The organism is Cyclobacterium sp. 1_MG-2023, from assembly GCF_030546805.1.
In the GTDB taxonomy this organism is placed as follows: Bacteria; Bacteroidota; Bacteroidia; order Cytophagales; family Cyclobacteriaceae; genus Cyclobacterium.
Genome location: NZ_JAUOPC010000014.1, coordinates 20397 through 42210, shown reverse-complemented (window position 1 = coordinate 42210; position 21814 = coordinate 20397). Strand labels below are relative to the sequence as shown.

Sequence of the window (21814 nt, the reverse complement as noted above, 5' to 3'; positions counted from 1 at the left end):
ATGGATCCGGTTTGATTAGTATGGCCGCTTAAAAAATGAGTTCCAAATCAGCTTGCTTTCGAATACCATTCCGGTGCAAAAAGTTTTAGGTAAATCGGAGCTATTACACCTCAAACCATCTAGAATAATAATTATAAATGAAGAGTAAATCTAGGACGAAGCGCGTGATGATGTTGCATGGGTCATCTGATCTATATGGGGCTAGCAAAATATTTTTGTTTACAGCATCCATTTTGAAGGAAAGCGGGGTCTATGTTATTGTCATTTTATCTGAGGAAGGGCCACTTGCTGATGAGTTAAGGAAACTGGGTGTACAGGTGAAGTTGATAAGGTTAGGGATCATTAGGCGAAAATACTTTAATGCAAAGGGGTTGATTAACAGGGTTAAAGTGATCTTTAAAGCCTATAAGCAACTTGGCGAACTCGCTAAAGCGGAAAACATCACACATATATACTCAAATACAGCAGCGGTGTGGGTAGGGGCATTTCTATCGAGGGTAAAGGGCTATACCCACGTTTGGCACTTACATGAGATAATTGTGAAACCCAAATTCTTCTCTTTGTGGATGGGAAAGCTGGTTCAGTATAATTCTGATAGGGTGATTGTAGTGTCTCAAGCTGTTAAAAATCATTGGGAAAAATATGTAAGTGGAAATAAACTGCAATTGATTTATAATGGGATAGATTATAATCCTTACCTTTGCCAATCTGTGGGTTTGCGAAAAGAGTTAGGAATTCCTGAGGAAGCGATGGTAATTGGAATGATTGGGAGAGTAAACAGTTGGAAAGGGCAGGAATACTTTTTGGAAATTTCGGAAGAATTAAATAAAAAGTTTTTAAATTTATATTTTCTTTTAATTGGAGATGCATTTCCCGGAGAGGAACATTTGTTTGAAGGGTTAGAACAAAGGATTTTGGAAAAAGAATTTAGCGATAGAATTTATAATTTAGGTTTTAGAAAAGATATATCCGATGTTTTGGCTACTATGGATATTTTTATTCTTCCATCCATATTGCCGGACCCATTTCCCACAGTAATATTAGAAGCCATGGCTGCTGCAAAGCCGGTAGTAGCTACAGCACAGGGCGGAGCATTGGAGATGATAGATCATGGCACAACAGGGTACCATATACCTTTGCATAAAGCGTCTGAGTCAGCTGCCATAATTGGTGATTTGATTGGCAATAAAAGCCAAATAAATAGAATAGGGAAAGAGGCTAGAAAAAGCGTTGTGGGGAATTTTTCCTTGTCTAAATATAGGCAGGAAATTTTGAGTATTTTTTCTTGAGAAGTAAATAAACAGAGTATGTCAAAAAACAACAAGCCGTTGCATGTTGCCATAGTAGGTACAAGAGGGTATCCTTACGTTTACGGAGGTTACGAAACTTTTGTAAAAGAAATGGGCGAACGGTTGGTGCAAAGGGGAATAGAAGTTACCATTTATTGTCATGCACCATTGTTTGAAAAACAACCGAAAAAGGTAAATGGAATCAACTTGGTATATATACCATGCGTAGAAACCAAATCTCTAAGTCAATTGACCAATTCTTTACTTTCGATGCTCCACGTTTGTTTTTCAAAAGTGGATGTTGTATTTGTAGTAAATAGTGCCAATGGACCATTTGGAATTCTTACCAAACTATTTGGAAAACCATCCACAATAAATGTCGATGGTTTAGAATGGTTAAGACCAAAATGGAAAGGATTGGGGGCAAGGTATTATTTATTTGCTTCCAGACTTGCCACAAAGCTTTATGATCAGTTAATCACTGATTCGGATGAGATGGAGAAGATTTATTTGGAGAAATTCAATGCCCCCTCCAAAATGATTGCCTATGGAGCTAATCCTAGATTATCTTCCGATAGCAGCTTGATTGAAGAATGGGGCCTTCAAAAAGAGTCCTATTTTTTAATAGTTGGGCGTTTAATTCCAGATAATAATGCTGACTTAATAGTTGAAGGTTTTGTGAAATCAAAATCTAAGCGAAAACTGGTGATCGTAGGGGATGTACCTTATCATGATAAGTTTGCCCAAATGATGAAGAAAATTGATGATAAAAGGTTGGTCTTTACGGGATATGTAAGAGACCAAGAGCAATTGGCTGCCTTGTATCACAATTGCTTTGCTTATTATCATGGGCATGAATATGGGGGGACCAACCCGGCCATGCTAAAAGCTTTGGGCTACGGATGTGCCATTCTCGCCTTAGATACTCGATTTAACCAAGAAATGCTGCAACAAGGCAAGTATGGTTGGTACTTTGAGAAAAATGCTGCTTCTGTAAAAGAAATTACAGAGCGCGCAGAAAATCTACCAGAGGAAGTTGAAAATTTGAGAAAGCATTCCAGAGAAGGCTTGACAGATAAATACAATTGGGAAGTGGTGACAGATGAATATGAAGCATTGTTCAAATCTTTGTGCAAAAGAAAAATAAAAGAGAATTTAGTAGAAATCAACTATTGATTATACGATTTATGTTATTATTGATATAATAATCAGTTTAGCCCGAATCGCATTGTTATTATTGATTACATAAAAATACACCGGATTTTATCCGGTTTTTTTTTGTCCTATTTATTCTCTTGGAACCATATGACATCGCTTTTAATCCTTTTACAAAGAAAGTACCCGTCTAATTGTGAGAAAAGGTTTTGCGTGCAGTTATTATTGTTTATTTAATTCTTTATCCTTGCTAAGGTACTAAGAAGCAAAGGTTTTGAAACCTCATCATTGTGCCTTCCCAACCTTGCGCGGAATTTTTAATATTTATTTTTTCCTTGATCATTAGCAATACTTATTTAATTAATAATAGCGGAAAATCTGCGGAATGTGCACATTTTTATAGTATTTTTGCCATCGGATCAATTGACCCTACTAAATCAATAAGGGGCCATCAGAGATTTCGGTCCTTTTTAATTTTGAATGAGGGTTAGTTTTTTAATGTTTTTTTATTGAAGAGTATTCATGGCAAAACGCTTTTATAAATATTTCCCTTGGCTGTTTATCGCAGTAGAGCTTCTGGTTGTTTTCATGGTTTTAGGACTTCTTGTCTGGGCAAAATCCGGGGTTGCACTTTTTTCTAACGGTTTCTTGTTTGATTTAGGACTTCTAGGACTAGTATGGGTGCTTGTAGTTTGGGTTAGAAAAGACTATAAACTGTCTAGGACTTCCGTCTATTGGGATACCCTAAAGCAATTCCTCGTGTCGTATGTGTGGGTAGTTTTGGTGTTCTTTATTCTGCGTGAACATTTGAGTTTTTTTGAGGCAGATAAATTGGATTTTTATTTGTATCCCCTTACACTTTTTGTAGTAGGATTTTTTAGGGTCGCTGTGCATATGGCTTTGCGTAGGTATAGAATGAGTGGAAGAAATTATCGCAAAGCTGTTATCTTGGGAAAAGATGAATGGAGTAGTCAATTGGCCAGAACCCTTGTTAAAAACAAGGCATATGGAATTAAGTTACTCGGTTTTTTTGACGATCAAGTACAAGATGAACAGGTGCTGGGAGGCTTTGATTCTTTTTTTAATTCATTTGGAATCGGTTCTTTGGATATCGTCTATCTTAGCCAGAAAATGCCCGGGCAACTTGTGAAAAGAATTGTTGATCATGCCGATGAAAATCATTTTAAGGTAAAGATTATACCCGGCCCGGCTTTACAATGGAATAAAAAGTTAACTTTTAGTAGTTATGGTCAATTTGTAGTTGTTAATCTCAATGAGGTCCCCTTGGATAGGTTGGGGAATCAAATTTTCAAACGGGCTTTTGATGTGGTTTTTTCATTGTTTGCCATGGTTTTTGTTTTTAGTTGGTTGATGCCAATTATTGCTTTATTGATCAAACTAGAGTCCAAAGGGCCGGTGTTTTTCTTTCAGAAAAGAACAGGAGTAAACAATAAGGAGTTTACATGCATTAAATTTCGAACCATGTTTGAAAATCCTTTTTCGGACACTTTGCAGGCGTCAAAAGATGACCCCAGGGTGACTAGGGTTGGCAAGTTTTTGCGTAGGTTTTCATTGGATGAATTGCCGCAATTTATCAATGTGCTGAAAAATGATATGTCGGTGGTGGGGCCAAGACCCCATACCGTTCCCATGAATGAAGATTTCAAACAAAGGTTAGAGAAATACAACAACAGGCATTGTATCAAACCCGGGATTACAGGATTGGCACAGGTGTTGGGTTACCGAGGTGAGATCATTAATCACTGGCAAATCAAGTCCAGAGTTACGTTGGATTATTTTTATGTGCGTAACTGGAGTTTTTTATTGGATATAAAAATTGTTTTAAAAACCTTAAATCAAATGTTTAGAGGCGGTGAGACTGCTTATTAGTGCAAAAAGGATACCTTGTCCAAATTAAAGGATAAGGCTTCCCAAAGTTTGTTTGCTAATAGGTAACCTTATATTCTCAATAGTGCCTCTAGGAAACTCATGTTCTCTCCCTTTTCTTTCATTACTAGCATAGGGATGTCTTGGTTGTTATTCACCAATTTTTCAGCAACACTTCCCAATAATACGGCTGCAGATTTAGACCTTCCCCTACTGCCTACAATCAATAAATCGGTTTGGATGGAATGTGCAAATTCAAGAATGTTTTCGGCCTCATCTTTTTTGTCATGTAAGATAAAAGTACAAAGCAGATCGGGTAAATTATTTTCCTGAAGAAATTTTTTGAAGTCTTTTTTACTGTTTTCAAGCATGATTTTAGCAAACTCATCAAAAGATTTCCCTGTTTTACTGTAGCCACTTGGAACCTCATACATGTGGCAACATTGGATAGCTGCATTGGTTTTTTTACTGATTTCCAGTGCTATTTGGATACTAACCTTTGAGTGTTTGGAAAAATCTATTGGAAGCAAAATGCTATTGATTTCTCCGCTTGGAGGTGTTTCAGGAAGTAAAAGAACAGGTCTAGGGTATTTTTGTGATAAATTTTTGACCAATGAGTCGGAAGGAGTTTTTCCTTTTTTTCTACCCAATATTAAAAGGTCTGTTTCTTTGATGTTACACCAGCGAAGCATGCTTTCCTGAGCATTTCCTTCCTTCACAATGATTTCATAATTAAAGTCTAAAGCAGGTTTGCTTTTATCGATTTCATATTGAATTTGACTTTCGATGGTTTCGTCCAGTGGTGCCAATAAGTCAGGGTAAGCTGTAGTAACCTCTTCTGGAAGTATTAGACTTTTAGAGAAATGAATAAAGTATACTTTTTCTATATCTAAAATTGGGACAAATATTTTGATGTTGGAAATCAATACCTCATCTAACTGAGATAGATCCAAGCCAACCATAACTTTTTTGAATTGCTTCATTGACCGTGCCTTTTAATCCGTTTTGCTTTTTAAATTGTGTATATGGTAATTTTTTATGAATTTAACTTTTTGATTGCTTCTTTGAAAGAAGTTTTCCTTCAAATAATAAAATTTAAATACAATTGGTACATGAACTTTGTTGGTGGATTTGAGCCATTGTTCTAATTATAGGTTTCAATGGTTTTATATACCGGTTGTTAAATGAGTCAGGTGCAATTGATATTTATGCCTAAATACAGCTGATATAGATACGATTAAAGCATGTCCGGAAAAATGGGTAAATATTTTTTGGCTATTGTGCCTGATGAGCAGACCTGCGAAAAGGTGACGCTATTGAAGGAGCAGTTGCGTGAATCTTTTGGATTGAAATATGCCTTGAGGTCTCCACCGCATATTACATTAAAAATGCCCTTCGTTCATAATGAAAAGAAAGAAGGAGAATTGATTAAAGCATTACAGGTCTATATTGTTAAAGAGGACGCTTTCCCATTGACGGTTAGAGGGGTGGGGTCTTTTGGAAATCGTGTGGCTTTTTTAAAGGTAAAGTATCCACCGGAGTTAAAGCTTTTTCAACAAGGCCTTACTACTTTTTTTAAAAGAAATTTGAAGAAGAACCTTGAGTTAAGCGATACCAATTATCACCCGCATCTTACCGTGGCATTTAAGGATTTTAAAAAAGGACAGTTTTCTGACGTCATGGAATTCGTGAAGCAAGCTGGGATCAAAGAATCTCTCCTGATCCATCAAGTTTCATTGTTAAAAAAAGTGGATGGGCGCTGGCTGAGAATCGCTGATTTCAAGTTGATTAATTGATTATTATTAATCCAAATTGGGGGTTACTGCTTGTAGTAATGGTAGGATTTCGATTTTTTTTAAAAAATGGCGAAAAAAATATTGTTTCGACCTTTTTAATTTAGCGCCAATTATATTTTGAATGTTAGATTTTTTTGAAATCCCGTCAATTCATCGAACCAATAAAAAATTTTTCAAATGAAATGAAGTACCATATTTTGTAATTTTAATTAATTATAAAACGAAATAAAATAAAATTTACATTAACGGTAGAAATACGTTTTAAATTTGAAAAATACTAAATTGGAGTAATAAAATTATAAATTAATCATATTTTAAATAAAAAATAATAAATAAATAATATTATTCTATTTTATATTTTTAAACAGAAAATAAATTTTTGTATCAGAAAGTTTTACAAAATATTTAGGTTGGAGGTTTGTATTATCAGATAATAAACATTTTTATTTATTAATAAATTGATGGAAATTTGCATTATAAACATTGTTAAAAAACCTTAATCTACTATTAACTATGAAGAGAGTTTTACTTAGCTTAGCATTTTCTATGTTGGCGGTAATCTCAGTGATGGCTCAAAGCAGGACGGTAACCGGAACGGTTACTTCTGAAGATGAGCCCAATGGGATACCAGGCGTGAATGTAAGCGTGAAAGGAACGATGGTGGGTACCATTACAGATATTGATGGTACGTACACTTTATCGATTCCCGAAGGATCAAATGTATTGTCTTTTAGCTTTGTTGGGTTGGAGACCCAAGAAAAAGTGATTGATAACCAAAGTCAAATTGATGTGTTTTTGATGCCTGATGTGAAGACGTTGGGAGAAGTAGTGGTTGTTGGCTACGGTACTCAATCGGCGAAAATGTCCGTGCAAAGTATTTCGAGTTTGGACAACTCTCAAATTGAGCGAATGCCAATTTTTACAGCGCAAGAAGCCTTACAAGGGCAAGCTGCAGGTGTTCAGTTAACAGGGACCTCCGGTGTAGGTGGTGCACAACAAAACATTCGAATTAGAGGTGTAGCTTCGTTAACCGCAGGAGGTTCACCATTGTTTGTAGTGGATGGCGTGCCATTGAATGACGGAAGTAGTGACGATTATGCGAATGAATCCGGAGCAGTAACGCTCAATCCATTGATGGAGTTAAATCCAAATGAAATTGAATCCATTTCCGTATTAAAAGATGCTTCTGCAGTAGCTATTTACGGTTCTAGGGGTGCCAATGGAGTGATTCTTATCAAGACTAAAAAAGGAAAAAGTGGTAAATCAACAATCAATGTAGATTTCTACAGGGGGATTCAAAATCCAACTACTGTAAGACCTTATATGTCTTTAGATCAATACAATCAATACCGTTCTGCCAGAACAGGAGATCCTGTGAGCAGTTTCCCTCAAACAGGCTTTGATTGGCCAGATGCAGTGATCGAACAAGGTAAGATTTCTAACTTGAACGTTAGTGCATCAGGTGGAAGTGAAAATACCACTTATTTTATTTCTGGTACTTACTTTATGCAAGATACTTATGCGCTTGGTAATGAGTTGGATAGGTTTAACGGAAGGTTAAACATGACGCATAAGTTCTCAGAAAAAGCAAGATTTGGAGCAAATGTTGGATTGGCTAAAACTTATAACGACCGAATCAATTCGGACAATAGTACTTTTGCACCTTTAACATCTGCATTTTTGCACCTGCCTTACACCCAGCCATTTGATGACAATGGAAATTACACAAGGTTAGGCTTCATTCCTAACTTACTTGCGCTTGCAGATTTAGCTCAGACCGATTATATCACCAGAAGAACTACTGCAAATACTTACTTTGAGTTTGATATTCTTCCTGACTTGACTTTCAAAACAGACTGGGGAATTGATCAGATTCAGACGGAAGAAACCATGCGTTATCCTGATATCATTGAGCCTACAGGGCAAGGGTACAAAAGAATCATTCAAGATTATAAATGGTTAAGCACCAATACACTAAATTATCAGAAGTATTTTGGAGAAAGCCATTACTTTGGTGCCCTATTGGGATATTCATATGAGCAGTCTGATTTTAGCAGCATGACAGTTGAAGGGTCGGGATTTGTAAGTGATAAATTACCAAACGTAGCTTCTGCTGCTACACCTACCATCACAAGTGCAACGGGTACAGGATGGAGACTTGCATCTTATTTTGCAAGGATAAATTACAGGTACAAGGACAAATTGTTATTTGAAGGTAGTGCAAGAAGGGATGGTTCTTCTCGATTTGGGATGGACAACCGTTATGGTAATTTCTGGGCCCTATCCGGTGGATGGGTACTTTCAGAAGAGAAATTTTTGCAAAATAACAGCTTCTTGGACTTCCTTAAAATCAACGCAAGTTACGGTACAGCAGGAAATGATCGAGTAGATAACTTTGCTTCTTTAGGCTTGTACCAAGCCGGAAGTTTAGGTGACTATGCAGGTAGTCCTGGTATCTATCCAAGTCAGCCGGCCAACCCAACCCTAGGATGGGAAGAGTCCGCTCAGTTTGACTTTACTTTATATGCTACAATGTTCAACAGCAAGCTTGATGTAGAAGCATCTGTTTGGAACAAACGTACAACAGGATTACTTTTAGATGTTCCAATCCCTTACACTACAGGTTATGCAAGTTATGCGCAAAATGCAGGGGTCATGAGAAACAGAGGGATTGATTTAATGATAAATTCCCTAAATGTTCAAACCTCCGGTTTCGAGTGGAGAACAATTTTAAATGTAGGTTTTCTAGAAAATGAAGTTTTGGAACTTCCGGGTGCTTCTGAAGACAATGAAGGAAGACGATTTGTTCAAGGTTCTTCCAGTCAAAGAGCAATCGAAGGTTATTCAGTAAATACCTTTTACTTGGTGAGATACAATGGGATTAATCCTGAGACAGGAGAGGCAGAATGGCTAAACAGTGATGGAGAGCCAACAACTGAATACAGTACCAATGATAGGGAGATAATCGGGTCTGCGATTCCAAGAATTTCCGGAGGACTGACCAATACATTCTCTTACAAGGGATTTGATCTTTCTGCCTTGTTTACTTTTACGCAAGGAAACTACATCATGTATGATGACCTTAGGTTTTTGTACAATCCAAACAACCTGAACTCCTTTAACTTGGATCCTCAATTGTTGGATTATTGGACAGAAGACAATCCGAATAGTTTTGCTCCACGCCTAGATGGAACCACTCAAGCTAATTTTGGACAAAGATCTACGATTCACATTAGGAAAGGTGATCACATCCGGCTCAGAAACCTATCGCTTACTTATAATGTTCCGGCTGAAATTCTTGAGAGAACAAAGGTCCTTAGAAGTGCTAGGATATATGGAATGGCGCAAAACTTGCTAACATTCTCAGATCTTGAGGAAGGTCTAGAGCCTGAAATCAGCGGAAATGGAAGCGATAACCAAATTCAGGGTGAATCTTTCTTTACTCCTGCGCAGGCAAAATCATTCACTTTGGGTGTTTCTTTAGGATTCTAAAAAAGCTTTACGATGAAAAATTTAAAAACAATATTATTTATAGGTTTGTTTGGAAGTCTATTCTCTTGCGAGAATCTTGACATTGATCCCCAGCAATCCCTTTCAACAGAGCTCGCATTTGCTGATAAACAGTCAGTGGAGGGTTCATTATTAGGTGTTTATTCTTTGACCCAGGAATGGGAGGTATTTGGCTCTTTGCCTCAGGTTATCGCTGACTTTCAGTCTGACAATGTGAGGTTTATAGGTTCTTTTCCTACCCTACAGGAAATCAATATCTACACAACTCAGGCAGATAATGTTACCCTAAGGGATTTATGGAAAGCACATTACCGTGCAATTTTAGCAGCCAATGCAGTGGTAGCTTTTACCCCTGATTCTCCGGATGAAACGCTTACAACTGAAGAAAGAAACCAGTATGTGGCTGAGGCAAAGTTCATGCGGTCTTTACTGATGTTTCAATTGGTTAATCTTTATGCTCAGCCGGTAAATGTAGGTGGTGAGGATGCCTTGGGTATTCCTATTGTTACTGATGCTTTTTCCGGAGAAATCACAGGTTACTCCAGAAATACTGTAGGAGAAGTTCATGCTTTTATTATCAATGAACTAAATGAAATTGTTGCTGATTTGCCCGATACTTATGCTACTTCTGCTTTCACTAGAGGAAGGGCGACTAAAGGCGCAGCCAATGCTTTGCTTTCTAGGATCCACCTTTATAGAGGAGAGTGGCAATTGGCCGCAGAGAAAGCCAAAGCTGTACTTGATGCTGAAGATGTTTATGGCCTAGCAAGCAATTATAACTTTTGGGGTGAGAACAATAGCGAGTATGTGTTTTCAATTCAGAATTCTGAAATTGATAATGGAAGAACCGGCTCAGGTGGTTGGGGTTCCTACTACAATTCTGCAGAAGATGGTGGAAGGGGTGATGCTCCTTTTTCTGACTACCTATTGGAAGCCTACGCTGCAAGCGATGAAAGGCTAACAGCCCTTTCTAAGGAAAATGTAAACGCTGAGGGTGTATCTTTACTTTATACAACTAAATTCCCTGACGTGGTTACCCACTCTGACAATTCCCCTATCATTAGGACTACAGAAGTTGTGCTGAATAGGGCAGAAGCCTTGGCGCAGCTTAACGGGATCAATGATGAGTCATTGGAATTGATCAATGAGCTAAGAGAAAGAGCCGGTCTTGAAATTTTCAGTGCTGGAGATTTTGATAGTGAAGATGCCTTTATTGCTCAAATCCTTGAAGAAAGAAGAAAGGAATTGGCTTTTGAAGGTCACCGAAGGATGGATCTTTTGAGAAATAATTTACCACTTAGACCTGAAGGTGACACGTATTTTGATGCGTCTAAGCCGGGAGAAAACAAAACCATTCTTCCGATCCCTCAAAGGGAATTGGATATCAATACTGGTTTGGTTCAAAACCCCGGATACGAATAATTTACTAAACTTAAAAAAGGTCACTCTCAGATGGGGAGTGACCTTTTTTGTTTAATCCAGTTCTAAAAGACCGCTGGTTTTGTCTTTTCTAGTTATTAGACTCTTCGGTTTGCGGTTTTTATAAAAATTGATAATGTTTTGTTGGGTGGGAAAATCCGCTATCAATAAAGAGTTAAAAATGGTTACTTGCTGGGGAACTGCCACTTCTTCTGATTCCATATAAAACCAAGCAGCATCTTCCTCTATTTCATGTCCCAGGTAGCTGAGATTTACAGGCTTTCCATTTACCTCCACTTTATTATGATGAAGTATATACTTTTCAATTATTTGCTCCAGCTCTTCCGGATTTTCCGGGCGAAGAAAATTAACCTGTTGGCCTGATGCATTGGAAAGTGCAACCTCCATATCATTCCAAAATATCTTTTGAGCAATCTCTATTCGCTGCCGATCATCGTTATACACCATGTCAGTAAGGCTTATATAAAAAGGGTGGGCTTCCAATTCGAAAGAAAAGAGAACTAAGAATAGTTGAATTACAAGCATTAATAGGGGTTGTTTTTTAATAATGTGCGAATAATGCGTTAATATTACAACAAAATTTTAAAACCTATAGTAAATAAATCGCCTAATTCTTATGAACCAATTTCAGTTGTATTTTAATCTGGGTATCCAGCATATTTTGGATCTAAAAGGTTTTGATCATATTCTTTTTGTTTTGGCATTGGCAGTTGTGTACATGTTAAAGGATTGGGGCAGAATCCTTGTGTTGGTAACGGCCTTTACAATCGGTCATTCCTTAACCTTGGCGCTTGCCACACTGAATGTGATCCGTGTGAATACAGATTTAGTGGAATTTTTGATCCCGGTAACCATTGCCATTACTGCCTTGGTAAATATCTTTAAGCCTAAATCTTCTTCGGGAAGAGGAGTTCAGATCAATTATTTATTTGCGCTTTGTTTCGGTTTGATACATGGACTTGGTTTTTCCAATTACTTAAGAACATTATTGGGTAAAGAGCAATCTATTTTCACTCCTCTATTGGCTTTTAACCTAGGGCTTGAAGTAGGGCAAGTAGTGATTGTTGTGTTGTTTTTGTTGGCATCTACTTTGATCACAGGCATTTTTCGGGTCAATAGAAAAGAATGGGTATTGGTGATATCATCAATAATACTGGGAATGTCTTTTATGATTTTATTGGACAGTGTGTATTGGTAGCATTCCATACAATAATGCCGGTTTTTCAAGCAATTTTAATGTAATTTCAGTAAATTCATCTTTAATCGGATAGGATTTATAATTAATTTAATTAGTGAAATTTGTGTACTATGAAGCAAACTATATTCTTTTTTCTGCTAATATTAACGAGTAATATCGGGGCTTATGCACAGGTCGATGAACAAAGACATGGCAATAGGTTTGAGCAACTAGGTACCGACCTTCGCTCGCCAAATGTTTACCGCACAGCCTCTGGAGCCCCTGGTCATGAATATTGGCAGCAAAGGGCAGATTATGAAATAGAGGTGGAGTTAAATGATGAAAATCAATCCATCAGTGGTAAAGAAAAAGTGACCTATTACAACCAATCCCCTGATCCTTTGGATTACTTATGGGTGCAATTGGATCAAAACCAAAGGGATAAAGACTCTGAAACACCAAAAATCGCTTCCAATAAAATTCACCCAAAAATGAATTTAGGTCAATTGGAGGATATCATATGGCATGATATGGATTTGGGTCTAAAAATTTATTCTGTTACAGATGCCAATGGTAATGATATACCCGCCACGGTTAATTTAACCATGATGAGGTTGGATCTACCAGAGCCATTAATGCCGGGAGAAAAGTTTGAATTCAATATGGCCTGGAGTTTCAATAGTCATGACAGGACCGGATTTTTAGCTACCAGACCGGGGTATGAATATTTTGAAGAAGATGGAAATTATATCTATACCGTAGCAGAGTGGTTTCCTAGAATGGCGGTTTATTCAGACTTTGAAGGCTGGCAAAACAAACAATTTGTAGGTAGAGGAGAATTTGCCTTGGTCTTTGGGGATTATAAAGTAGCCATTACTGTACCTTCAGATCATATGGTTGGAGCTACAGGTGTTTTGCAAAACCCTGCCGATGTTTTAAGTCAAAAAGAATTGGACCGTTGGGAGCAGGCCAAATCGTCCTTTGATGAACCTGTAATAATCCGTTCACAGGCTGAAGCCGAAAAGCTTGAAAAGAAAAGGTCCACTGAAAAAAGTACTTGGGTTTTTCATGCGGAGAACGTAAGGGACTTTGCTTGGACATCTTCAAGAAAATTTATTTGGGATGCCATGGCAGTTCAATTAGAGAATGGCAAAGAGGTAATGGCCATGTCTTATTATGCAAAGGAGGCCAATCCGCTCTGGGGACAATATTCTACCAAAGTTGTAGCACACACACTGAAGTCCTATTCTGCCAAAACTTTTGATTATCCTTATCCTAAAGCCATTTCCGTGGAAGCATCCAATGGAATGGAATATCCAATGATATGTTTTAATTATGGAAGGCCGGACAAAGACGGTACCTATACTGAAGCCATTAAATATGGAATGATTTCAGTAATTATTCATGAGGTTGGCCATAATTTTTTCCCAATGATTGTCAATTCAGACGAAAGACAATGGACTTGGATGGATGAAGGATTGAATACCTTTATGCAATTTATGGCAGAGCAGGAATGGCAAAGAGATTATCCCTCAAGAAGAGGCCCCGCGCATAAAATTGTCCCTTATATGAAAGGAGAGAAGCACTTATTAGAGCCGATCATGACCAACTCTGAAAACATCATACAGTTTGGGGCTAATGCTTACGCAAAACCGGCAACAGCCCTTAATATTTTAAGGGAAACAATTATGGGTAGAGAACTATTCGATTTTGCCTTTAAAAAGTATGCACAAAGGTGGATGTTTAAGCACCCTACTCCCGATGATTTTTTCAGAACAATGGAGGATGCTTCTGCCATAGATTTGGACTGGTTTTGGCGTGGATGGTTTTTTGGAACTGAACCGGTAGATATAGCTATTAAAGATGTGAAATGGTACAAAATTGATAGCAAAAAGCCAAGTGAGGTCAAGCAAGATGCTAAAACAGCCTACGAACATGAAGAGTCCTACATAACAAGGACAAGAAATAAAGAGGATATAGCCCAAACTTATTTGGAAGCTGACCCTGCTGTGGGGGATTTTTACAATAAGTTTGAAAGGTTTAAAATATGGCCTGAGGAGGAGAGCGCATACAAGGCCTTTAGGAGCCAATTGAGGAAAGAAGAACTTGAAATGTTAGACAGTGGACTCAACTTTTACGAGATATCTTTTGAAAATATTGGTGGACTGGTGATGCCAATAATCATTGAATTTCAGTATGTGGATGGGACAAGTGAGGTGGAAACAATTCCTGCTCAAATTTGGAGAATGGATGAGTATAAGGTTACCAAGGTATTTGCAAAGGATAAAGAAGTAGTTCAGATCGTTTTGGATCCATACCGTGAAACAGCAGATATTGATGCGGCCAATAATTACTGGCCTCAAAGATTTATACCTTCTAAGTTTGAAATGTTCAAGCAAGGAGCTGCCGGTAGGGGAACTTCTTCCGGTCCCAGCCCTATGAAGAAAGAAAAGAAATAAAGGCTAAGGAACATAAAAAAGAGCGGCGGAAGTCGCTCTTTTTTTATGTCTTTATTACTTGTGGTAACGAGCTTTTTCTTAATAGACTTCTTACAAGGAAACAACTAGGTATTTTCATAATTAAAGAAGTCTACAATCCAAAGAAGTTGTAGACCAATGCCTGATTTAAATTCTCAGGAATGAGAAATAACCTGGATTTCAACTAATATGGTATTGTCTCCAATGTGGCTTACTTTCTTTTTAGGGTTGGTAGGTGGAGGTGGTGTGAAAGCTTTACCCGATGTGTTGAGGTCTTCGAGTAGGTAATAATTGCTGTTACTATTGATTAATGCTATTGATAAGTTGCCCTAAGTGAAAAAGTAGAAGGGCATATAATGGATTGGTTTTTGGAAATACAGGACAAAAAAAACAGGCAGATACTATCTGCCTGTTTTTCAACTTTTATATAGCTGTAGTCCGAATTATTCTTTAGTTTCAAAATCAGGATAAGCATGCATGCCATGCTCGTTGATGTCAAGTCCTTCGGTTTCTTCTTGTTCGTCAACCCTAATTCCTGTGGTTTTCTTCAGAAGGAAGAAAAGTATAAAGCTGAAGGCGATACAAAGTGCGCCTATAGATACTATTCCAATTAGTTGTGATACTATCTGTGATCCACTGGCAAGGTCTCCGAAAATACCTACCGCAAGTGTTCCCCAAATTCCGCAAATAAGGTGTACAGAAATGGCACCTACCGGATCATCAATTTTAATATTGTCAAACAAGATAACACCAAATACAACAAGGATTCCGCCAATGAAACCAATGATTACTGCTTCAGTGGGAGACATTAAATCTGCTCCGGCGGTAATACTTACAAGGCCTGCCAAGATACCGTTGAGTACCATGGTGATGTCATATGCTTTGAATTTTAGATAAGATGCAAGTAAAGCTCCAAAAGCTCCGGCAGCACCGGCCAAGGCTGTAGTTACAAATACCAATGATACAGTTCCCGGATCGGCTGATAATACAGACCCTCCATTAAAACCAAACCATCCAAACCACAATAAAAATACTCCAAAAACGGCTAAAGGTATATTGTGACCAGGGATCGCATTGGTTTTACCATTGCTGTATTTACCAATTCTTGGACCTAAAAGGTAGGCCCCGATTACTGCTCCCCATCCACCAACTGAATGGACGATAGTGGAACCGGCAAAGTCATAAAATGGAGTAGATAAAGTATCTAAGAATCCTCCGCCCCATTTCCACATACCCGCGATAGGGTAGCATATACCCACGTATAGAATGGAAAAGAAAATAAATGGCCCTAGCTTTATACGCTCAGCTACAGCTCCTGAAACAATAGTTGCGGCAGTAGCAGCAAACATGGCTTGGAATATAAAGTCCGTAAAGAAGGTGTAACCTTCGCTGTAAGCAGAAGTATCCCATCCCTCAGGTAAGCTTAATCCTAAGCCGCCAAACCCGAAGAAACCTCCGGCAAACATTTCGCCGGGATACATTAAGTTGAATCCGATGAATGCATAGGTTAATAAGCCAATGGCTGGAATAATTGTGTTCTTAAATAGGATGTTAACAGTGTTTTTGGCTCTGGTAAGTCCGGCTTCCAGTGCAGCAAAACCCAGGTGCATGATGAAGACCAAAATGGTCGCCACCATAATCCATAGGTTGTTAATGGTAAATAATTCCTGAGTCATTTAATTAATATGTTTAATAAGTTTTTTAATTGTAATGATGTGAAGAGATAAAAATTAAAGTGCGCTCTCGCCTGTTTCGTCATTTCTGATTCTAAAGGCTTTCTCTACATCGTAAACAAATATTTTTCCGTCTCCTACTTCTCCTGTTCTGCCCTCGTTGAGAATACAGGCAACCACTTTATCTTCTAAGTCATCCTGTACAACGATTTCCAGTTTTGTTCTGGGAATAAATGTTGGTTCATATGCCACACCACGGTAGTGTTGCATTTTTGCATGTTGCAAGCCCATACCCTTCACTTCATAAAAGGTCAGAAATTTTACACCTAAACCAGAAAGGCATTTGTGGATTTCATCAAATTTCGAAGTTCTAATTAAAGCTTCAATTTTTTTCATTTTTTTAACAGGATTAATATTCCATTAATAATTATAGAATTAAAAAATTTATCTGTTGCAAAAATAATAATCAAGAACTTATTTAACAACTAAAAAATGTAAAAAGATGGTGAAAATGGTAAAAATGGGTAAAAATGAAGCTAAAAAGTGTATAAAATGTAAAAAAATTAATCATAATGGATAAAAAAGGATCGATAATACGTTTTTTTCGCAGAAATAATATTTCCATAAGGTTATCAGTTAACCTAAATATTATAAGAAGATCAGAAGTCTTTTGACAAATTAATGGTGGAATTTCTCTGATGATATTTTTTAAAAAATTAACTTTGCAAGGAATTTTACCTTTTGTAAAGTATTGCCATTAACTATTTTAAAGACAATGAATAAACCGACACTTTTAATTTTGGCTGCAGGAATGGGCAGCAGGTATGGTGGAGACAAGCAAATTGATGCCTTTGGACCTAATGCCGAAACAATTATAGAATATTCGATATATGACGCCATACGATCTGGATTTGCTAAGGTGGTATTTGTTGTTAGGCAAGAAATTCTAGAAGAAAGTAAAGAGATTTTTATTCCTAGGTTTGGAGAATTGATTCAAATCGAATTTGTTGTTCAATCTTTAAAAAATGGAGTGCCGGAAAAATATCAGCACCCTGAAAGGAAAAAACCTTATGGTACAGCGCATGCTTTGCTTTGTGCCAAAGATGTGATCAATGAGCCCTTTGCGGTCATTAATGCAGATGATTTTTATGGTCAGGAAGCTTTTCAAGCCTTAGGGGAATTTTTAACCCATGAAGTGAAGCCGGATTTACATTGTATGGTAGGTTATGCGATTAAAAATGTTTTGTCCGACTATGGAACCGTTAGTAGAGGGGTTTGTGATGTTTCCCCGGAAGGTTTTCTTACGGGAATGATTGAGCGAACAGCCATATCTAAAAAGGAAGAAGGAATTTACCACGAGGCTGATGGAGAAAAATTAAAAATTGATGCCGAAAATCCCGTATCTATGAATTGCTGGGGTTTTCATCAATCCATCTTTGAACAAACGGAGAAGCTTTGGCTTAGTTTTTTAGAAGAGAATAAAGAAAATTTAAAATCTGAATTTTACATTCCTAAAGTAGCCAACTCTATTATCACAGAAGGTATAGGTAAAGTTAAAATTTTAGAGGGAGGTAAAGTTTGGTTTGGTGTTACTTATGCTCAAGATAAGGAACATGTAATGAAGGAATTGAAAAAACTTCACGCAGAAGGTGAATATCCGGCAAAACTCTGGTGAGAAAGCGGATACAATTAGTATAATAATGATTTTTTAAGCGAAATAGAGTGAAAAGTCTAAAAAAAGTAGCTGTGGGGCGTCTTATGTCGCTTTCAGCTACTTTTGCTTTTATTTTTTATTAACTTTAACCACTTATTAGTTTGAAATTTATAGTTGAATAGCTATCCATGAAAAAGATTGTCTTTTCAAACAAGCCTTTTGTTTTAGATTTTGGTTTGCTTTTATTAAGGGTGGGTGCCTCCCTGATGTTGGTCTCTCATGGATGGTCCAAGGTAATCCATTTCAGTGAAAGACTCAATAGTTTTGCTGACCCTATTGGTTTAGGGCCTGCAGTCTCTTTACAATTGGCTATTTTCGCCGAATTTTTCTGTGCAATATTTTTGATTTTTGGCTTTATGAGCAGGATCATACTTATCCCTATGATAATAAATATGGCTGTTATTGCCTTTATTGTTCATGGTGGAAGTGAATTTGGCAAACAAGAGCTTTCCTTGATTTACCTACTTGTCTTCAGTGTATTGTTGCTGCTAGGTCCCGGGAAGATTTCTTTAGATGGGACAATATTAAAAAGAAGAAGCCGGTATTGATTATCCTTTTTCTACAATGGTATTATTGGCAATTGTGAAAGATTTATAGTCAGAAGTGATCCTGGTAAGTATCTCTTTGGATCTTTCGGGTCTTGCGTCAGAAATAAATAATTGGCCAAACTCTTTATTGGCTACGGCCGTCATTAAGTGATGAATACGGAAGTCATCCAATTTATCGAATATGTCATCCAATAATAAAATTGGCTTGGTGCCTTTTATTTCCTTGAAAATATAAAACTGAGCTAGTTTTAAGCTGATTAAAAATGATTTTTTTTGACCTTGCGAGCCAAACTTTTTAATTTGCTGCTCATCGAAAGTGAAATTGAAGTCGTCTTTATGCGTACCAAAACCTGTTCTTTTAAGTAACAGGTCTTTATTGAGGTTGTTAATAAAGTCCATATCGAAACTTTCTTTATCAACCTGGCTTTGGTATTCAATATTTACCATTTCCTTTGACCCGGAAATGGAGGCATAATGAGTTTGAAAATGAATTATGAATTTGCTCAAAAAAGCATGTCTGGTTCGGTTAATTTCCTTAGAAAGTTTTAAGAGTTGTTCATCATAAGGTGCCAACTGAAGTTTGTCCAGACGTTTTTCTTCAGCAAACCTTTTTAATAGCGCATTTCTTTGCTTTAAATATTGCTGGTAGCGTATCAGTATGTGTAGATAATTTTGATCTGCTTGGCAGATCATGCTGTCGAAAAATTTTCTCCTTTCTTCACTGCCTCCATTGATGATTTCAGTGTCGTCCGGAGCAATTATCACCAAGGGGAGAAGTCCAATATGATCGCTTAGTTTGGTATAGGGTTTACCATTTACTTCAATGCGTTTTTTTCTACCACCCTCAAAAAAGCAATTGATTCCCAGCTCTTTTTCTTTAAGTTCAAACTCACCTTTTATTGTAAAAAATGCTTCACCATGCTTTATGTGATGGCTGTCTGTAGGTATAAATGCACTTTTTGTCAAGCATAAATAATGAATGGCATCCAGAAGATTTGTCTTTCCTGCCCCGTTTGTGCCAAAAAAACAATTAACTCCTTGATTAAAAACCAAATCCAAATCTTGGAAGTTTTTAAATTGAATTAATTTTAAGTTTTTTAAATACATGGCTTATACACAGGATGTTTTTTACTATTTTCGCAAAAGGCCTCAATATTGCTTTGATTTCACTATATTTGAGGCCAAAGTTAGCATATTTTATAGAATACGGTATGGCAAAGAAGAGTTCTAGTACAAGTAAATCTAAAGTAAAATATTCCAAAGAAACCTATAAGTATTGGTTTGAAAGCATGTTGCTTATGAGGCGTTTTGAAGAAAAAGCAGGACAGCTTTATGGGCAACAGAAAATAAGGGGCTTTTGCCACTTATATATAGGTCAAGAGGCCTGTGCTGCAGGAGCAATCACTGCCCTCGAAAAAGAGGATAAATGGATAACAGCCTATAGGTGTCACGCACAGCCTTTGGGCTTAGGTACCGATCCCGGAGCCATCATGGCTGAACTTTTTGGTAAAGCCACTGGTACTACCAAAGGTAAAGGTGGGTCCATGCATATTTTTGATAAATCTAAAAACTTTGCCGGAGGACACGCCATTGTAGGCGCTCAGATCCCTATGGGCTTAGGACTTGGTTTTGCAGAAAAATACCTAGGGACCAAAAATTTATCGATCTGCTTTATGGGTGACGGTGCGGTAAGACAAGGTGCATTCCATGAATCCCTTAATCTGGCCATGCTTTATAAAACCCCGGTTATTTTTGTGATAGAGAATAATGGTTATGCCATGGGAACCTCTGTAAAGCGTTCTTCAAATGTAGACGAGCTTTATAAATTGGGTGAATCTTATGATATCCCTTCCTTTCCTGTGGATGCCATGAATGTGGAAGAAGTTCATGAAGCAGTGAAAGAAGCAGCCGAAAGGGCTAGAAAAGGTGATGGACCAACCTTGCTTGAGTTCAGGACTTACAGGTACAAAGGTCACTCTATGTCTGATCCTCAGAAGTACAGAACCAAAGAGGAGGTAGAAGAGTACAAACAAAGAGACCCCATCGAGCAAGTTCGAGCTACAATTTTAGAAAATAGTATTCTTTCCGAAGATGATATCAAGGGAATTGAGGCAGAAGTGAAGCAAAAAGTTGCTGATGCTGTTAAATTTGCGGAGGAATCTCCTTGGCCTGAGGGTGAAGATGCCTTTAAGGATGTATATGTAGAGGATGATTATCCATTTGTAAGAGAATAAACAATATCGATTGAAGATAAAAGCCATTCAAGGAACCTCTTGAATGGCTTTTTTTGTCTCAGTACTTTTGGCATAAGATAGTTGTTTAGCCACTGTGGTTGAATACCTTTTACTATAGGGTTGCTCTTATCGCCTTTAAAGAGCTTGGCATGCTTAGATTTCTTCAATGGTCTTTTTTAGGTTTCGCATGGTATTCCATAAGTTTCTTCTAATGATTGGATCAACTATCCATCTTGGTAATCCTTTTTCAGGCACCGAAATGATGTGGTACCTTAATAGGGTATAACCCTCTTTTTTTGTAACAATCCATCTACCTTCTAAACCCGTCATCTGTTCCATTTCTTCTCCATTAGAAAAAACCCTGCTATTCGAAGAATTGAAATAAATTCTCGTGCTCTCCTTTCCCTCTTCTAATCGGTTGTTTAAATAACACTCTCTGTCTGATAATGGGAAAGGGAAACTGTACCGCATATAACTGATCCATGACTTAGGCCCGGTCCTTTTAATTTTATAGGCCAGCGTATTGTCATTCCAGCGCATTCCATAATCCTCCTTTGTCAATACTTCCATAACATTTTCATAAGGGGCTTGGATCATAATGGTAAACTTTACTTCTCGACTTTTGGTCCCATCCTCCATATTGATCCAACGTTCATAAAAGGATAGCCCATTTCCTTCTTTTATCAATTCAAATTCCGGTGGCATATTGGCACTAGCGAAAGTGGAGACTATGGTGAAAATATAAATTGGGACGCTAAATAATATTGATCTCATAATTGCTGATTTTTTTAGGAGGTATTTATTGCCTCTAATAATATAGACAAGAAGACCATGATTTACCCTTGGTTAAAAAAAATTGAATTGAAAGTAAGGGTATATGTCGAGTGGGTTGTCAAACCTATGAATCGATATAT

At 37.4% G+C, this 21814-nt stretch carries 17 protein-coding genes; 11 read left to right on the top strand and 6 right to left on the bottom strand.

Annotation, left to right across the window (positions count from 1 at the left end; all coding sequences use genetic code 11):
- The first annotated feature begins 137 nt into the window (after window positions 1-137).
- The 3 genes from Q4534_RS19595 (at window position 138) to Q4534_RS19585 (ending at window position 4334) form a co-directional block, all read left to right on the top strand.
- Window positions 138-1289: a glycosyltransferase family 4 protein gene (locus Q4534_RS19595; RefSeq protein ID WP_303614848.1), complete on the top strand. Its 1152-nt coding sequence runs from the start codon at window positions 138-140 to the stop codon at window positions 1287-1289.
- Between the two features lie 18 nt (window positions 1290-1307).
- Complete coding sequence (locus Q4534_RS19590) at window positions 1308-2465, top strand: DUF1972 domain-containing protein (RefSeq protein ID WP_303614847.1); 1158 nt, start codon at window positions 1308-1310, stop codon at window positions 2463-2465.
- 501 nt (window positions 2466-2966) lie between these two features.
- The gene (locus Q4534_RS19585; protein ID WP_303614846.1) at window positions 2967-4334 is read left to right on the top strand and encodes an exopolysaccharide biosynthesis polyprenyl glycosylphosphotransferase; all 1368 of its coding nucleotides are present in this window, start codon (window positions 2967-2969) and stop codon (window positions 4332-4334) included.
- Window positions 4335-4402: 68 nt separating this feature from the next.
- On the opposite strand, the gene Q4534_RS19580 is transcribed toward Q4534_RS19585, so the two are convergent.
- Complete coding sequence (locus tag Q4534_RS19580) at window positions 4403-5314, bottom strand: universal stress protein (protein WP_303614845.1); 912 nt, start codon at window positions 5312-5314, stop codon at window positions 4403-4405.
- A 261-nt stretch (window positions 5315-5575) separates the two neighbouring features.
- Between Q4534_RS19580 and Q4534_RS19575 the strand changes: the two genes are divergently transcribed.
- The 3 genes from Q4534_RS19575 (at window position 5576) to Q4534_RS19565 (ending at window position 11059) form a co-directional block, all read left to right on the top strand.
- Entirely contained in the window at window positions 5576-6127 is a 552-nt protein-coding gene (locus Q4534_RS19575; RefSeq protein ID WP_303614844.1) for a 2'-5' RNA ligase family protein, read from the top strand.
- A 513-nt stretch (window positions 6128-6640) separates the two neighbouring features.
- Window positions 6641-9619, top strand: coding sequence for a TonB-dependent receptor (locus Q4534_RS19570; RefSeq protein ID WP_303614843.1), 2979 nt, complete (start codon window positions 6641-6643; stop codon window positions 9617-9619).
- 12 nt (window positions 9620-9631) lie between these two features.
- Window positions 9632-11059 carry a RagB/SusD family nutrient uptake outer membrane protein gene (locus Q4534_RS19565; RefSeq protein ID WP_303614842.1) on the top strand — a complete coding sequence of 476 codons (1428 nt, stop codon included), beginning with the start codon at window positions 9632-9634 and terminating at the stop codon, window positions 11057-11059.
- Between the two features lie 51 nt (window positions 11060-11110).
- Here Q4534_RS19565 and Q4534_RS19560 read toward each other — a convergent pair whose 3' ends face one another.
- Window positions 11111-11602, bottom strand: a complete 492-nt coding sequence (locus Q4534_RS19560; RefSeq protein ID WP_303614841.1) for a DUF6702 family protein — start codon at window positions 11600-11602, stop codon at window positions 11111-11113.
- A 91-nt stretch (window positions 11603-11693) separates the two neighbouring features.
- Between Q4534_RS19560 and Q4534_RS19555 the strand changes: the two genes are divergently transcribed.
- Complete coding sequence (locus Q4534_RS19555; protein ID WP_303614840.1) at window positions 11694-12275, top strand: HupE/UreJ family protein; 582 nt, start codon at window positions 11694-11696, stop codon at window positions 12273-12275.
- Between the two features lie 110 nt (window positions 12276-12385).
- A complete protein-coding gene (locus Q4534_RS19550) occupies window positions 12386-14713 on the top strand; it encodes a M1 family metallopeptidase (RefSeq protein WP_303614839.1) in 2328 nt (775 codons plus the stop codon).
- Between the two features lie 461 nt (window positions 14714-15174).
- On the opposite strand, the gene Q4534_RS19545 is transcribed toward Q4534_RS19550, so the two are convergent.
- Both Q4534_RS19545 and Q4534_RS19540 read right to left on the bottom strand, forming a co-directional pair.
- Window positions 15175-16407: an ammonium transporter gene (locus tag Q4534_RS19545; RefSeq protein ID WP_303614838.1), complete on the bottom strand. Its 1233-nt coding sequence runs from the start codon at window positions 16405-16407 to the stop codon at window positions 15175-15177.
- A gap of 54 nt (window positions 16408-16461) precedes the next feature.
- On the bottom strand, window positions 16462-16800 hold the full coding sequence (locus Q4534_RS19540; protein WP_014020371.1) for a P-II family nitrogen regulator: 339 nt from the start codon (window positions 16798-16800) through the stop codon (window positions 16462-16464).
- Window positions 16801-17179: 379 nt separating this feature from the next.
- Between Q4534_RS19540 and Q4534_RS19535 the strand changes: the two genes are divergently transcribed.
- On the top strand, window positions 17180-18079 hold the full coding sequence (locus tag Q4534_RS19535; RefSeq protein WP_303614837.1) for a sugar phosphate nucleotidyltransferase: 900 nt from the start codon (window positions 17180-17182) through the stop codon (window positions 18077-18079).
- A gap of 167 nt (window positions 18080-18246) precedes the next feature.
- Window positions 18247-18666: a DoxX family protein gene (locus Q4534_RS19530; protein ID WP_303614836.1), complete on the top strand. Its 420-nt coding sequence runs from the start codon at window positions 18247-18249 to the stop codon at window positions 18664-18666.
- On the opposite strand, the gene recF is transcribed toward Q4534_RS19530, so the two are convergent.
- On the bottom strand, window positions 18667-19773 hold the full coding sequence (recF, locus tag Q4534_RS19525; protein ID WP_303614835.1) for a DNA replication/repair protein RecF: 1107 nt from the start codon (window positions 19771-19773) through the stop codon (window positions 18667-18669).
- A 104-nt stretch (window positions 19774-19877) separates the two neighbouring features.
- Between recF and pdhA the strand changes: the two genes are divergently transcribed.
- Window positions 19878-20900 (top strand): pyruvate dehydrogenase (acetyl-transferring) E1 component subunit alpha, encoded by a 1023-nt coding sequence (gene pdhA / locus Q4534_RS19520; protein ID WP_303614834.1) that lies wholly within the window; start codon window positions 19878-19880, stop codon window positions 20898-20900.
- 153 nt (window positions 20901-21053) lie between these two features.
- Here the strand turns inward: pdhA and Q4534_RS19515 are convergent, their stop codons facing one another.
- Window positions 21054-21674 carry a hypothetical protein gene (locus Q4534_RS19515; RefSeq protein ID WP_303614833.1) on the bottom strand — a complete coding sequence of 207 codons (621 nt, stop codon included), beginning with the start codon at window positions 21672-21674 and terminating at the stop codon, window positions 21054-21056.
- Between the last annotated feature and the right edge of the window lie 140 nt (window positions 21675-21814).

Excerpts from the sequence above, each read along its gene's own strand:
- Q4534_RS19545 (WP_303614838.1), bottom strand. The coding sequence starts at position 16,407 with ATGACTCAGGAATTATTTACCATTAACAACCTATGGATTATGGTGGCG.
- Q4534_RS19535 (WP_303614837.1), top strand. The coding sequence starts at position 17,180 with ATGAATAAACCGACACTTTTAATTTTGGCTGCAGGAATGGGCAGCAGG.
- Q4534_RS19595 (WP_303614848.1), top strand. The coding sequence starts at position 138 with ATGAAGAGTAAATCTAGGACGAAGCGCGTGATGATGTTGCATGGGTCA.
- Q4534_RS19570 (WP_303614843.1), top strand. The coding sequence starts at position 6,641 with ATGAAGAGAGTTTTACTTAGCTTAGCATTTTCTATGTTGGCGGTAATC.
- Q4534_RS19585 (WP_303614846.1), top strand. The coding sequence starts at position 2,967 with ATGGCAAAACGCTTTTATAAATATTTCCCTTGGCTGTTTATCGCAGTA.
- Q4534_RS19540 (WP_014020371.1), bottom strand. The coding sequence starts at position 16,800 with ATGAAAAAAATTGAAGCTTTAATTAGAACTTCGAAATTTGATGAAATC.
- Q4534_RS19580 (WP_303614845.1), bottom strand. The coding sequence starts at position 5,314 with ATGAAGCAATTCAAAAAAGTTATGGTTGGCTTGGATCTATCTCAGTTA.
- Q4534_RS19575 (WP_303614844.1), top strand. The coding sequence starts at position 5,576 with ATGTCCGGAAAAATGGGTAAATATTTTTTGGCTATTGTGCCTGATGAG.
- Q4534_RS19550 (WP_303614839.1), top strand. The coding sequence starts at position 12,386 with ATGAAGCAAACTATATTCTTTTTTCTGCTAATATTAACGAGTAATATC.
- Q4534_RS19565 (WP_303614842.1), top strand. The coding sequence starts at position 9,632 with ATGAAAAATTTAAAAACAATATTATTTATAGGTTTGTTTGGAAGTCTA.
- Q4534_RS19590 (WP_303614847.1), top strand. The coding sequence starts at position 1,308 with ATGTCAAAAAACAACAAGCCGTTGCATGTTGCCATAGTAGGTACAAGA.
- Q4534_RS19530 (WP_303614836.1), top strand. The coding sequence starts at position 18,247 with ATGAAAAAGATTGTCTTTTCAAACAAGCCTTTTGTTTTAGATTTTGGT.
- pdhA (WP_303614834.1), top strand. The coding sequence starts at position 19,878 with ATGGCAAAGAAGAGTTCTAGTACAAGTAAATCTAAAGTAAAATATTCC.
- Q4534_RS19560 (WP_303614841.1), bottom strand. The coding sequence starts at position 11,602 with ATGCTTGTAATTCAACTATTCTTAGTTCTCTTTTCTTTCGAATTGGAA.
- recF (WP_303614835.1), bottom strand. The coding sequence starts at position 19,773 with ATGTATTTAAAAAACTTAAAATTAATTCAATTTAAAAACTTCCAAGAT.
- Q4534_RS19555 (WP_303614840.1), top strand. The coding sequence starts at position 11,694 with ATGAACCAATTTCAGTTGTATTTTAATCTGGGTATCCAGCATATTTTG.
- Q4534_RS19515 (WP_303614833.1), bottom strand. The coding sequence starts at position 21,674 with ATGAGATCAATATTATTTAGCGTCCCAATTTATATTTTCACCATAGTC.